11 protein-coding genes are annotated in these 14,131 nt (G+C 52.7%); 6 read left to right on the top strand and 5 right to left on the bottom strand.

Annotation, left to right across the window (positions count from 1 at the left end):
* The first annotated feature begins 142 nt into the window (after positions 1 to 142).
* Positions 143 to 1,528 carry an MFS transporter gene (locus A7098_RS16725; RefSeq protein WP_024212600.1) on the top strand — a complete coding sequence of 462 codons (1,386 nt, stop codon included), beginning with the start codon at positions 143 to 145 and terminating at the stop codon, positions 1,526 to 1,528.
* Positions 1,529 to 1,561: 33 nt separating this feature from the next.
* Here the strand turns inward: A7098_RS16725 and A7098_RS16730 are convergent, their stop codons facing one another.
* Both A7098_RS16730 and metJ read right to left on the bottom strand, forming a co-directional pair.
* A complete protein-coding gene (locus A7098_RS16730) occupies positions 1,562 to 2,170 on the bottom strand; it encodes a YiiX family permuted papain-like enzyme (RefSeq protein ID WP_105281122.1) in 609 nt (202 codons plus the stop codon).
* A gap of 202 nt (positions 2,171 to 2,372) precedes the next feature.
* Entirely contained in the window at positions 2,373 to 2,690 is a 318-nt protein-coding gene (gene metJ / locus A7098_RS16735; protein WP_000852812.1) for a met regulon transcriptional regulator MetJ, read from the bottom strand.
* A 276-nt stretch (positions 2,691 to 2,966) separates the two neighbouring features.
* Between metJ and metB the strand changes: the two genes are divergently transcribed.
* The 5 genes from metB to yijE all read left to right on the top strand — a co-directional run bounded on the left by metB (position 2,967) and on the right by yijE (position 11,286).
* Positions 2,967 to 4,127: a cystathionine gamma-synthase gene (gene metB, locus A7098_RS16740; protein WP_105281123.1), complete on the top strand. Its 1,161-nt coding sequence runs from the start codon at positions 2,967 to 2,969 to the stop codon at positions 4,125 to 4,127.
* A 2-nt stretch (positions 4,128 to 4,129) separates the two neighbouring features.
* Positions 4,130 to 6,562 carry a bifunctional aspartate kinase/homoserine dehydrogenase II gene (gene metL, locus A7098_RS16745; protein ID WP_000110772.1) on the top strand — a complete coding sequence of 811 codons (2,433 nt, stop codon included), beginning with the start codon at positions 4,130 to 4,132 and terminating at the stop codon, positions 6,560 to 6,562.
* A gap of 316 nt (positions 6,563 to 6,878) precedes the next feature.
* Positions 6,879 to 7,769, top strand: a complete 891-nt coding sequence (gene metF / locus A7098_RS16750) for a methylenetetrahydrofolate reductase (protein WP_000007526.1) — start codon at positions 6,879 to 6,881, stop codon at positions 7,767 to 7,769.
* A 328-nt stretch (positions 7,770 to 8,097) separates the two neighbouring features.
* Complete coding sequence (gene katG / locus A7098_RS16755; protein WP_105281124.1) at positions 8,098 to 10,278, top strand: catalase/peroxidase HPI; 2,181 nt, start codon at positions 8,098 to 8,100, stop codon at positions 10,276 to 10,278.
* A gap of 96 nt (positions 10,279 to 10,374) precedes the next feature.
* Complete coding sequence (gene yijE, locus A7098_RS16760) at positions 10,375 to 11,286, top strand: cystine transporter YijE (RefSeq protein WP_105281125.1); 912 nt, start codon at positions 10,375 to 10,377, stop codon at positions 11,284 to 11,286.
* A gap of 26 nt (positions 11,287 to 11,312) precedes the next feature.
* Here the strand turns inward: yijE and A7098_RS16765 are convergent, their stop codons facing one another.
* From A7098_RS16765 to fsa, 3 genes are all read right to left on the bottom strand, one after another.
* Entirely contained in the window at positions 11,313 to 11,930 is a 618-nt protein-coding gene (locus tag A7098_RS16765) for a DUF1287 domain-containing protein (RefSeq protein WP_000647914.1), read from the bottom strand.
* A 421-nt stretch (positions 11,931 to 12,351) separates the two neighbouring features.
* Positions 12,352 to 13,455, bottom strand: coding sequence for a bifunctional L-1,2-propanediol dehydrogenase/glycerol dehydrogenase (gene gldA, locus A7098_RS16770; RefSeq protein ID WP_000373988.1), 1,104 nt, complete (start codon positions 13,453 to 13,455; stop codon positions 12,352 to 12,354).
* 10 nt (positions 13,456 to 13,465) lie between these two features.
* Entirely contained in the window at positions 13,466 to 14,128 is a 663-nt protein-coding gene (gene fsa / locus A7098_RS16775; protein ID WP_000424833.1) for a fructose-6-phosphate aldolase, read from the bottom strand.
* Positions 14,129 to 14,131 lie beyond the last annotated feature (3 nt).

Raw genomic sequence — 14,131 nt, forward strand, 5'->3', positions numbered from 1 at the left:
ACTCATATGCCCTGTATTGTAACTTAAACTCACTTGCTTCACTATCTTTAAAACCAATGAAGCAAGGGCTTTTGCAATACTCTTCAGAGAGTAGCAACTGGCATTGCTGTTTTAAATAACTCTATGAACTGGAAGGTGATATATGCTTTCTCTATTGAAACCTAAAGTGGCAACACATAAGGTTCCTGAAAGTGAAATAAAGAATACGTATAATCGTTATCGTATGCAGGCGCTATTTAGCGTATTTATCGGTTATCTTTCGTATTATATTGTCAGGAATAACTTTGTTCTTTCCACACCTTATTTAAAGCAAGATCTTAATCTGTCTGCGACTCAAATAGGTCTACTTAGCAGTTGTATGCTGATCGCCTACGGTATTAGTAAAGGGGTAATGAGTAGTCTGGCAGATAAAGCGAATCCTAAAGTCTATATGGCTGTGGGTTTGGTTCTTTGTGCTCTCGTTAACGTGGCGCTTGGATTTAGTTTTGCTTTCTGGATGTTTGCGGGACTTGTTGTTTTAAACGGTCTCTTTCAAGGGATGGGGGTTGGTCCTTCGTTTATTACAATAGCCAACTGGTTCCCTCGTAAAGAACGAGGCATCGTCGGTGCGGTCTGGAATATTTCACACAATGTCGGGGGCGGTATTGTTGCTCCGATTGTTGGTGGTGCATTTGCTGTGCTCGGGACTGAACACTGGAAAATAGCAACATATGTTGTTCCAGCGATTGTATCTGTTGTCATTGCTATAGTGGTACTGATGTCAGGTAAAGGTTCGCCCGTAAGTGAAGGTTTGCCGCCATTAAGCGAAATCGTCCCGGACGACGTCAGCATTAAAGCAAAAGATGATCGTGCGCCGGAAGATATGACGGCCTGGCAAATTTTTTGTACCTATGTGCTAAAAAACAAGAACGCATGGTTCGTCTCTTTCGTTGATGTTTTTGTCTATATGGTGCGTTTCGGAATTATCAGTTGGTTGCCTATTTACCTGTTAAGTGTGAAACATTTTACGAAGACTGAAATGAGCACGGCATTTTTAATCTTCGAATGGGCGGCGATTCCAACTACATTATTTGCTGGTTGGTTGAGTGATAAATTATTTCGTGGTCGCCGTATGCCACCCGCTATTATCAGTATGGTATTAATTTTCTTCTGCCTGCTGGGCTACTGGAAAAGTGACTCTCTGCTCTCTATTACCATTTTTGCTGCTTGCGTAGGCTGCCTTATCTATGTACCGCAGTTCCTGGCTTCTGTTCAGACAATGGAAATTGTCCCCAGTTTTGCCGTGGGTTCCGCAGTCGGTTTGCGTGGTTTTATGAGCTATATTCTTGGCGCAACGCTTGGAACAAGTCTGTTTGGTGTTATGGTCGATCAGGTTGGTTGGGATGGCGGTTTTTATCTTCTGCTTGCTGGTGTTATCTGCTGCATTATTTTCTGTACGTTAACGCACTTTGGCGCGATCGCCATGGAACGACAGCGTCAAAATGACGTTGCTGAGTTTTCGCAAGAGCTTCAGAGCAGCAAAAGTTAGATTTGGGGGGCCAATTATGATGCGATTGGCCCATTACCATGAAAACAGCGGCCATTCTTTAGCAACGGTAGTGAGTTGTGGCGCATCGAAAACGGCCTGAGGTGAAACCACAGTTTCCTCAAGAGGAATATTTTTGCCGTAGCGTTCTTTGAGCTTTGCCTGAACCAGCGGGTTACTAAGATCGAACTCTTTTAGTTTTTGCTGCTCACCCACGCGTATTCCCAGCGCGTTCTGATAAACCTTCCACACCACTTCCGAACAGTACTGGCGATCGTCGCTCCACGAGAAGCTGAAATCGTATGGTTTGCCGAGATAACGTTTTGCCGTTTGCGCCAGTTTTTGTTGCTGTTCGGCGCTGAGTCCGCCTTCAACGCGGCGAACAACGTATTTGCCATTTTCACCGTGGGCGATCCACTGTTTGAGCGGGGTGTATTTCACCGGGCCGACCGCTTCAAAGACGTAGGGCTTTTTGTTACGCATCATCAACATACCGGTGTGGCTGTAATCGGAATGGGTTGCCAGTTGGATTGCTTTACTTTGCGATGAGCGAGAAATTTGAAAGATGATGTCGCCGGTTTGCGGTTGCCAGGCAAGGGCAGGCACAGAAACCAGCAGGCCGGGGAGCAGTAGCCTGTATTTCATAGTTAAACGTCCATGTATAAAAAGCGGTGGGTTAGAGCAGAACTGCTGACAACGTGCTCGTTGTTTATGCCGGATGCGGCGTGAACGCCTTATCCGGCCTACAAGTTCGTGCAAATTCAATAAATTGCAATATGACGTAGACGTAGGCCTGATAAGCGTAGCGCATCAGGCGATTCCACTCTCCGCGCCGCTCTTTTCCGCTTTAGTATTCCCACGTCTCCGGGTTAATCCCCATCTCACGCATGATCTCTTTTGCCGCTTCCGGGATTTCGTCGCTGCGCTCTTTACGCAGATCGGCATCATCCGGCAGAGGTTGCCCGGTAAAGGCATGCAGAAACGCTTCGCACAGCAGCTCGCTGTTAGTAGCGTGACGCAGGTTGTTCACCTGACGACGCGTGCGTTCATCGGTGAGGATTTTTAACACCTTAAGAGGAATGGAAACCGTAATCTTTTTGACTTGTTCACTCTTCTTACCGTGCTCAGCGTATGGGCTGATATATTCGCCGCTCCATTCAGCCATGAGATACTTAATCCTCTTCGTCAATAAATTGAGACCAGACCGCACAGTTTATAAGGGTACTGGTCATAAACCCGCATAGTTTACCGCACAGGCGCTACCGTGACATCGTGTAATGCGCCTGCCAGCGTGATAATGCATATAATTTTAACGGCAATTTCGGATTTGCTCAATCTATACGCAAAGAAGTTTAGATGTCCAGATGTATTGACGTCCATTAACACAATGTTTACTCTGGTGCCTGACATTTCACCAACAAAGCCCAGGAAACTTCATCACATGACGCGTAAACAGGCCACCATTGCAGTGCGTAGCGGGTTAAATGACGACGAACAGTATGGTTGCGTTGTCCCGCCTATTCATCTTTCCAGCACCTATAACTTTACCGGATTTAATGAACCACGCGCGCATGATTACTCGCGTCGCGGCAACCCAACGCGCGATGTGGTTCAGCGTGCGCTGGCAGAACTGGAAGGCGGTGCAGGTGCGGTGCTAACCAATACCGGCATGTCAGCTATTCACCTGGTCACGACTGTCTTTTTGAAACCCGGCGATCTGCTGGTTGCGCCGCACGACTGCTACGGCGGCAGCTATCGCCTGTTCGACAGCCTGGCGAAACGCGGTTGCTATCGCGTGTTGTTTGTTGATCAGGGCGATGAGCAGGCATTACGGGCGGCACTGGCAGAAAAACCTAAACTGGTGCTGGTAGAAAGCCCAAGTAATCCATTGTTACGCGTCGTGGATATTGCGAAAATCTGCCATCTGGCAAGGGAAGTCGGGGCGGTGAGCGTGGTGGATAACACCTTCTTAAGCCCGGCATTACAAAATCCGCTGGCATTGGGTGCCGATCTGGTGTTGCATTCATGTACGAAATATCTGAACGGTCACTCAGACGTGGTGGCGGGCGTGGTGATTGCTAAAGATCCAGATGTTGTCACCGAACTGGCCTGGTGGGCAAACAATATTGGCGTAACGGGCGGCGCGTTTGACAGCTATCTGCTGCTGCGCGGTCTGCGTACTCTGGTGCCGCGTATGGAGCTGGCTCAGCGTAACGCGCAGGCGATTGTGAAATATCTGCAAACCCAGCCGTTGGTGAAAAAACTTTATCACCCATCGCTGCCGGAAAATCAGGGGCATGAAATTGCCGTGCGCCAGCAAAAAGGCTTTGGCGCAATGTTGAGTTTTGAGCTGGATGGCGATGGGCAAACGCTGCGTCGTTTCCTGGGCGGGCTGTCGTTGTTTACGCTGGCGGAATCGTTAGGGGGAGTGGAAAGTTTAATCTCTCACGCCGCAACCATGACACATGCAGGCATGGCGCCAGAAGCGCGTGCTGCCGCCGGGATCTCCGAGACGCTGTTGCGTATCTCCACCGGTATAGAAGATGGCGAAGATTTAATTGCCGACCTGGAAAATGGCTTCCGGGCTGCAAACAAGGGGTAAAAATGAGTGTGATTGCGCAGGCAGGGGCGAAAGGTCGTCAACTGCATAAATTTGGTGGCAGTAGTCTGGCTGATGTGAAGTGTTATTTGCGTGTCGCGGGCATTATGGCGGAGTACTCTCAGCCCGACGATATGATGGTGGTTTCCGCCGCCGGTAGCACCACTAACCAGTTGATTAACTGGTTGAAACTAAGCCAGACCGATCGTCTCTCTGCGCATCAGGTTCAACAAACGCTACGTCGTTATCAATGCGATCTGATTAGCGGCCTGTTACCCGCTGAAGAAGCCGATAGCCTTATTAGCGCCTTTGTCAGCGATCTTGAACGCCTGGCGGCGCTGCTCGACAGCGGTATTAACGACGCGGTGTATGCGGAAGTGGTGGGTCACGGTGAAGTGTGGTCGGCGCGCCTGATGTCTGCGGTGCTTAACCAACAAGGACTGCCTGCGGCCTGGCTTGATGCCCGCGAGTTTTTACGTGCTGAACGCGCCGCACAACCGCAGGTTGATGAAGGCCTTTCGTACCCGTTGCTGCAACAACTGCTGGTGCAGCATCCGGGCAAACGTCTGGTAGTGACCGGGTTTATCAGCCGTAACAACGCCGGTGAAACGGTGCTGCTGGGGCGTAACGGTTCCGACTATTCCGCCACCCAAATCGGTGCGCTGGCAGGCGTTTCCCGCGTAACTATCTGGAGCGATGTCGCCGGGGTATATAGCGCCGACCCGCGTAAAGTGAAGGATGCCTGCCTGCTGCCGTTGCTGCGTCTTGATGAGGCCAGCGAGCTGGCTCGTCTGGCGGCTCCCGTTCTTCACGCCCGTACTTTACAGCCAGTTTCTGGCAGCGAAATTGACCTGCAACTGCGCTGTAGCTACACGCCGGATCAAGGCTCTACACGCATTGAACGCGTGCTGGCTTCCGGTACAGGAGCGCGTATTGTCACCAGCCATGATGATGTTTGTTTGATTGAGTTTCAGGTGCCCGCCAGCCAGGACTTCAAACTGGCGCATAAAGAAATCGACCAGATCCTGAAACGCGCGCAGGTGCGCCCACTGGCGGTTGGCGTACATAACGATCGCCAGTTGCTGCAATTTTGCTACACCTCAGAAGTGGCCGACAGCGCCCTGAAAATTCTCGACGAAGCGGGATTACCTGGCGAACTGCGTCTGCGTCAGGGGCTGGCGCTGGTGGCGATGGTCGGGGCGGGCGTCACCCGTAACCCGCTGCATTGCCACCGTTTCTGGCAGCAACTGAAAGGCCAGCCGGTCGAATTTACCTGGCAGTCGGATGACGGTATCAGCCTGGTGGCAGTGCTGCGTACCGGCCCGACCGAAAGCCTGATTCAGGGGTTGCATCAGTCCGTATTTCGCGCGGAAAAACGCATTGGCCTGGTTCTGTTCGGCAAGGGCAATATCGGTTCCCGCTGGCTGGAACTGTTTGCCCGTGAGCAGAGTACGCTTTCGGCGCGTACTGGATTTGAATTTGTGCTGGCAGGCGTGGTGGACAGCCGCCGCAGCCTGCTGAGTTATGACGGGCTGGACGCCAGCCGCGCGTTAGCGTTCTTCAATGATGAAGCCGTCGAGCAGGATGAAGAGTCGCTGTTCCTGTGGATGCGCGCCCATCCGTATGATGATTTAGTGGTGCTGGACGTTACCGCCAGCCAGCAGCTTGCCGATCAATATCTTGATTTCGCCAGCCACGGTTTCCACGTCATCAGTGCCAACAAACTGGCGGGAGCGAGCGACAGCAATAAATATCGCCAGATCCACGACGCGTTCGAAAAAACCGGGCGCCACTGGCTGTATAACGCCACCGTCGGTGCGGGGTTGCCGATCAACCATACCGTGCGCGACTTGATCGACAGCGGCGATACTATTTTGTCGATCAGCGGGATCTTCTCCGGCACGCTCTCCTGGCTGTTCCTGCAATTCGACGGTAGCGTGCCGTTTACCGAGCTGGTGGATCAGGCATGGCAGCAAGGGTTAACTGAACCTGACCCGCGTGATGACCTTTCCGGCAAAGACGTGATGCGCAAGCTGGTGATTCTGGCGCGTGAAGCAGGTTACAACATCGAACCGGATCAGGTGCGTGTGGAGTCGCTGGTGCCTGCTCATTGCGAAGGCGGCAGCATCGACCATTTCTTTGAAAATGGCGATGAGCTGAACGAGCAGATGGTACAACGGCTGGAAGCTGCCCGCGAAATGGGGCTGGTGCTACGCTACGTGGCGCGTTTCGATGCCAACGGCAAAGCGCGTGTTGGTGTGGAAGCGGTGCGGGAAGATCACCCGCTGGCATCACTGCTGCCATGCGATAACGTCTTCGCCATCGAAAGCCGCTGGTATCGCGATAACCCGCTGGTGATCCGTGGACCAGGCGCAGGGCGCGATGTCACCGCTGGGGCGATTCAGTCGGATATTAACCGGCTGGCGCAGTTGTTGTAAGTTCAGGAGCCCAATTAGGCATGATGCACATGCTTATTGGGCTTATGGCCTTTAACACTATTTACCTAATTATCATTGAGTTGTAAGCCGGATAAGGTGTTCACGCTGCATCCGGCAAGAAACAATAAATCCGTCTGCCAGGTTTCTTGTAATTCCCATCCTGAATCTTTTTCATCTTCCCTGATTTTTCCTCACCATCATTGGTCATTTTTCGGTTGACGCCCCTCGGCTTTTCCTTCATCTTTACATCTGGACGTCTAAATGGATAGATGTTCACAACACAACATATAACTACAAGCGATTGATGAGGTAAGGTATGAGCTTTTTTCACGCCAGCCAGCGGGATGCCCTGAATCAGAGCCTGGCAGAAGTCCAGGGGCAGATTAACGTTTCTTTCGAGTTTTTCCCGCCGCGTACCAGTGAAATGGAGCAGACCCTGTGGAACTCCATTGATCGCCTTAGCAGCCTGAAACCGAAGTTTGTGTCGGTGACCTATGGCGCGAACTCCGGCGAGCGCGACCGTACACACAGCATCATTAAAGGCATTAAAGATCGCACCGGTCTGGAAGCTGCGCCGCATCTCACCTGCATTGATGCGACTCCCGATGAGCTGCGCACCATCGCTCGCGACTACTGGAATAACGGCATTCGCCATATTGTGGCGCTGCGTGGCGACCTGCCGCCGGGAAGCGGTAAGCCGGAAATGTATGCCTCTGACCTGGTGACGCTGTTAAAAGAAGTGGCAGATTTTGATATCTCCGTGGCGGCGTATCCGGAAGTTCACCCGGAAGCGAAAAGTGCCCAGGCCGATTTGCTTAACCTGAGACGTAAAGTCGATGCCGGCGCCAACCGTGCGATTACTCAATTCTTCTTCGATGTCGAAAGCTACTTGCGTTTTCGCGATCGCTGCGTCTCGGCGGGTATCGATGTGGAAATTATTCCGGGCATTTTGCCGGTCTCTAACTTTAAGCAGGCGAAGAAATTTGCCGACATGACCAACGTGCGTATTCCGGCGTGGATGGCGCAAATGTTTGACGGTCTGGATGACGATGCCGAAACCCGCAAGCTGGTGGGGGCGAATATCGCCATGGACATGGTGAAGATTTTAAGCCGGGAAGGGGTTAAAGATTTCCACTTCTATACGCTTAACCGCGCTGAAATGAGTTACGCGATTTGTCATACGCTGGGTGTTCGACCTGGTTTATAAATATTGTGGCTTTTGTGAAAATCACACAGTGATCACAAATTTTAAACAGAGCACAAAATGCTGCCTCTAAATGAGGGTGGGAAAATAAGGTAGTCAGCCTTGTTTTCTCCCTTCTTCCTTGAAGGATGTGAAGCTAAAACACTTTTTTATAAAGTATTTGTCCTAAATCGGACATAATCAAAAAGGCTTAATTACGATCAATTTGATCTACATCTCTTTAACCAACAATATGTAAGATCTCAACTATCGCATCCGTGGATTAATTCAATTATAACTTCTCTCTAACGCTGTGTATCGTAACGGTAACACTGTAGAGGGGAGCACATTGATGAGCACGTCAGACGATATCCATAACACGACAGCCACCGGCAAATGCCCGTTCCATCAGGGCGGTCATGACCAGAGCGCAGGTGGGGGCACAACCACTCGCGACTGGTGGCCAAATCAACTCCGTGTTGACCTGTTAAACCAACATTCTAATCGTTCTAACCCGCTGGGTGAGGACTTTGACTACCGCAAAGAATTCAGCAAATTAGATTACTACGGCCTGAAAAAAGATCTGAAAGCCCTGCTGACAGAATCTCAGCCGTGGTGGCCAGCCGACTGGGGCAGCTATGCGGGCTTATTTATTCGTATGGCCTGGCACGGCGCGGGGACTTACCGTTCCATCGACGGACGCGGCGGCGCAGGTCGTGGTCAGCAACGTTTTGCACCGCTGAACTCCTGGCCGGATAACGTAAGCCTCGATAAAGCGCGTCGCCTGTTGTGGCCAATCAAACAGAAATATGGTCAGAAAATCTCTTGGGCAGACCTGTTTATCCTCGCGGGTAACGTGGCGCTGGAAAACTCCGGCTTCCGTACCTTCGGGTTTGGTGCCGGTCGTGAAGACGTCTGGGAACCGGATCTCGACGTTAACTGGGGTGATGAAAAAGCCTGGCTGACCCACCGTCATCCAGAAGCACTGGCGAAAGCACCACTGGGTGCAACCGAGATGGGGCTGATTTACGTTAACCCGGAAGGCCCGGATCACAGCGGCGAACCGCTTTCTGCGGCAGCAGCTATCCGTGCGACCTTCGGCAACATGGGCATGAACGACGAAGAAACCGTGGCGCTGATTGCGGGTGGTCATACGCTGGGTAAAACTCACGGTGCCGGTCCGACATCTAACGTTGGCCCTGACCCGGAAGCTGCACCGATTGAAGAACAAGGTTTAGGTTGGGCGAGCACTTACGGCAGCGGCGTTGGCGCAGATGCCATCACCTCTGGTCTGGAAGTGGTCTGGACGCAGACACCGACTCAGTGGAGCAACTATTTCTTCGAAAACCTGTTCAAATATGAGTGGGTACAGACCCGCAGCCCGGCTGGCGCAATCCAGTTCGAAGCGGTAGACGCACCGGAAATTATCCCGGATCCGTTTGATCCGTCGAAGAAACGTAAGCCGACGATGCTGGTGACCGACCTGACGCTGCGTTTTGATCCAGAGTTCGAGAAGATCTCTCGTCGCTTCCTCAACGATCCGCAGGCGTTCAACGAAGCCTTTGCCCGTGCCTGGTTCAAACTGACGCACAGGGATATGGGGCCGAAATCTCGCTACATCGGACCGGAAGTACCGAAAGAAGATCTGATCTGGCAAGATCCACTGCCGCAGCCGATCTACAACCCGACCGAACAAGACATTATCAGTCTGAAATTTGCGATTGCGGATTCTGGTCTGTCTGTCAGTGAGCTGGTATCGGTGGCCTGGGCGTCTGCTTCTACTTTCCGTGGTGGCGACAAACGCGGTGGCGCCAACGGTGCGCGTCTGGCATTAGCACCGCAGCGCGACTGGGATGTGAACGCCCCAGCCGTTCGTGCTCTGCCAGTTCTGGAGAAAATCCAGAAAGAGTCTGGCAAAGCCTCGCTGGCGGATATCATCGTGCTGGCAGGTGTGGTTGGCGTAGAGAAAGCCGCAAGCGCCGCAGGGTTGAGCATTCATGTACCATTTGCGCCGGGTCGTGTCGATGCGCGCCAGGATCAGACTGACATCGAGATGTTCGAGCTGCTGGAGCCGATTGCTGACGGCTTCCGTAACTATCGCGCCCGTCTGGATGTTTCCACCACCGAGTCGCTGCTGATTGATAAAGCACAGCAACTGACGCTGACCGCGCCGGAAATGACCGCGCTGGTGGGCGGGATGCGTGTACTGGGTGCCAACTTCGATGGCAGTAAAAACGGCGTCTTCACTGACCGCGTGGGCGTATTGAGCAATGACTTCTTCGTGAACTTGCTGGATATGCGTTACGAGTGGAAAGCGACCGACGAATCGAAAGAGCTTTTCGAAGGCCGTGACCGTGAAACCGGCGAAGTGAAATACACGGCCAGCCGTGCGGATCTGGTGTTTGGTTCTAACTCTGTCCTGCGCGCAGTGGCGGAAGTTTACGCCAGCAGCGATGCCCACGAGAAGTTTGTTAAAGACTTCGTGGCAGCATGGGTGAAAGTCATGAACCTCGACCGTTTCGACCTGCTGTAATCTGACCTCCTTCAGCGACTGCCTTTCAGGCAGTCGCTGAAGTTTCTTTACCGGCGTATAGTGTCGCTAACAAAACTACTACACGCTGGATCTCTCATGCCTACTACGGGAAAGAGCAACCCACTGGCAATCAGTGGCCTGGTTGTGCTCACACTTATCTGGAGTTATAGCTGGATTTTCATGAAGCAAGTCACCAGCTACATCGGTGCCTTCGACTTCACCGCCTTACGCTGCATTTTCGGCGCTCTCGTTTTATTCATCGTCCTTTTATTACGTGGTCGCGGAATGCGCCCGACGCCGTTTAAATACACCTTAGCCATCGCCCTGTTACAAACCTGCGGGATGGTTGGCCTGGCGCAGTGGGCGCTGGTCAGCGGCGGAGCGGGGAAGGTGGCGATCCTGAGCTATACCATGCCGTTCTGGGTGGTGATTTTCGCCGCGTTGTTTCTCGGTGAACGACTGCGGCGCGGGCAATATTTCGCGATTCTGATTGCCGCCGTTGGTTTATTGCTGGTGTTGCAGCCGTGGCAACTCGATTTTTCTTCGATGAAAAGTGCCATGCTGGCAATCCTCTCCGGTGTTAGTTGGGGGGCGAGCGCGATTGTTGCTAAACGCCTTTATGCCCGCCATCCGCGCGTGGATTTATTGTCGTTAACATCCTGGCAGATGCTTTATGCGGCGCTGGTGATGAGTGCGGTCGCGTTACTGGTGCCACAACGTGAAATTGACTGGCAACCCACCGTGTTCTGGGCGCTGGCCTACAGTGCGATTCTGGCGACGGCGCTGGCCTGGAGCTTATGGTTGTTCGTGCTGAAAAACTTACCCGCCAGTATTGCCAGCTTAAGTACTCTGGCAGTTCCCGTTTGCGGGGTACTGTTTTCGTGGTGGCTGCTCGGTGAGAATCCCGGCGCGGTTGAAGGTAGCGGTATTGTGCTGATTGTGCTGGCACTGGCACTGGCGCTGGTGAGCCGTAAGAAAAAAGAAGCCGTCAGTGTAAAAAGGATCTGAATTTTTTCTTCATGTGGGGCGATCTCTTATTTAACAAAATAACGATAATGCCCCACCATCCGCCAGCTAAACAGCACATCTTCTTCCTGCGCGCCTGCGCCAATGTTATGTATCACCAGCGGCGTACCGTCGCGGGCGAAGCCATCTGACACCACCCCAATATGCGCCAGCCCGTTATCTAATCGCCAGGAGACAATATCGCCCGCTTGATAGTCACTGGCGTTTTTGCTGGTGGGGCGTGTTTTATCGTGGCGGCTAAACCAGGTTTCCAGATTCGGCACCCGACGATGATCGATGTTGCTGTCCGGACGTTTTAACTGCCACTTTTGTGGATAATCGGCAAAATTCTTCGCCATATCTTCATGCACCAGCTTCTGCAAATCGACCTTCTGGCTGCGCAAGGCGCGGATCACTACATCAGAACATACGCCGCGCTCCTGCGGGACATCACCGCCAGGATAGGTAAGCTGCATATACGCCGGATCGTAAAATAGCGTGCTGCCGATTTGCTGTCTGGCACCGTCTGCGATGGCAAGGTTGGTGTTGGTCTGGATTTGTACCACGGTTGGTGGAACGGCGGGAGATTTTAAGGAGTGGCTGGTAAATCCCGTCAGAAGACTGACCAACGCGAGTGAAGCTTTCATCTGTTTCGTCCGTGAAAATAAGAGTCACAGATTCGACCTTCCGGGCGTTTGAATGTTCTGTGGGGAAAATGTCCAGAAGCGGATAAAAAAACTCCGAACAATGCGGAATTTCAGATGGGTGACAAAGTAAAAAAGTGTCCGGACGGTTCCCTCACATCTTTGGGGAGAGGGCGAGGGGGAAAACCGTGCCCTCAGTGACGAATGAGCCAGTTTGGCAGCAATTTCCAACACCCGGACAACGCAGGTGTTTCAGACGGGCGACAATGTATAAAACGTGCCCGGACGGTCCCCTCGCCCCTTTGGGGAGAGGGTTAGGGTGAGGGGAACAAACCAGCTCCGGCGCGACCCCGGCAAGGGGGAATACCGTGCCCACTTTGCCTGCAATCTCAAACTCTCGGACAAGCCGGGAGTTTGGCATAGGTTATTCCCACTCTTGCAGGAAACGCTGTCCGTACTGGTCGGCTACCAGCAGTGCGGCGTAAACCTGATCTGGCGTTGCGCCGCCTGGCATGTTGTGAATAGTTTCACCTTCTGCACAAGATGCTTCTGCGACAATCCGCATTTTCGCCGGAATATCTTCTTTAATATCCAGTTGCGCCAGGGTAATTGGCAGACCAACGGCATGACACAGCGCCGCGACGGTTTCGATTTCCTCAACCGGTGCGTTTTCCAGCACCAGTTGTGTCAGCGTACCGAACGCCACTTTTTCACCGTGATAATAGTGATGCGCGTCCGGGATAGCGGTCAGGCCGTTATGCACCGCGTGTGCCGCAGCCAGACCACCGCTTTCAAAGCCTACACCGCTCAAATAGGTATTCGCTTCAATCACGCGCTCCAGCGCCGGAGTTACCACATGCTGTTCGGCAGCAAGCATCGCTTTTTCGCCTTCTTCCAGCAGGGTGTTGTAGCACAGTTCAGCCAGCGCCAGCGCGGCCTGGGTGCACTTGCCGCCCGCCATCGTGGTCGCGCCACTGCGAGAGCAGGCACGTGCTTCAAACCAGGTTGCCAGCGCATCGCCGATACCCGCCGCTAACAGACGTGCAGGTGCGCCAGCAACGATTTTTGTATCCACAATGACGCGTTCCGGGTTGTTCGGCAGCAGCAGATAGCGGTCAAACTCACCATCATCGGTGTAGATAACAGACAGTGCGCTACACGGTGCGTCGGTAGAGGCTATGGTCGGTGCGATTGCTACCGGAACGCCCATAAAGTGCGCCAGTGCTTTGGCGGTATCGAGAGTTTTGCCACCACCGATACCGAGAATTGCGCCACACTGAGCTGTTTCCGCAATGCCGCGCAGACGGTCGATCTCATTTTGCGAACATTCACCGCCAAACGGCGCAATTTCTACTACCAGTCCAGCATCTTTAAAGCTTTTCTCGACAGTGGATTGAGCAAAGCCTAAAACAAATTTGTCACCCACCACTAACCAGCGTTCCGCCAGTGGCTTCAGGTATTCGCCCAGACGATTAATGACATCTGCGCCCTGGATGTATTTACCCGGTGATTGAATAATGCGGTCCATAATTGCTCCTTTAGAGATGAGTAGTGCCAAATGCGGCGTTCCAGTCGTGTTCGAACTTCTCTATTGCTGACTCTACCGCAGGCGTGTTGAGCATTTGTTGCGCTACATCTAAGGGCAGGGTGATGGATTCACATCCTGCCAGCAAACAATCCAGCGCCTGACGCGGTGTTTTAAAGCTGGCAGCCAGCACCATGCTTTCTGGCGCGTGCATTTCCAGCAATGCTTGCAACTCCTGAACCGTGCGAATACCGTCACCGCCCTGGGCGTCTACGCGGTTAACATACGGAGCAACATATTTGGCGCCTGCCAGCGCGGCTAATAACCCTTGTGCGGCGCTATATACAGCGGTGCCAAGCGTAGTAATACCTTCTTTTTTCAGTATTTTAATTGCTGCCAGACCTTCGGCGGTTACCGGGATTTTCACCACGATGCCCGGAATGGCGTCGCGCAGACGCTTCGCTTCTTCCACCATACCCTGCGCGTCACGGCTCATGGTCTGAGCAAACAGAATGCCCTCATCACCAATCGCTTTTTGCAGACGCGGCAGCACTTCCCAGATGGACTCCTTGCTGGCAGCGATAATGCTCGGGTTAGTTGTCACCCCGGCAATCGGGAATATGCGTGCCAGACGTTCGACTTCTGCGACGTTAGCGGTGTCCAGATACAGTTCCATGAT

It is taken from the genome of Escherichia sp. MOD1-EC7011 (genome assembly GCF_002965005.1).
Taxonomy (GTDB): domain Bacteria; phylum Pseudomonadota; class Gammaproteobacteria; order Enterobacterales; family Enterobacteriaceae; genus Escherichia; species Escherichia ruysiae.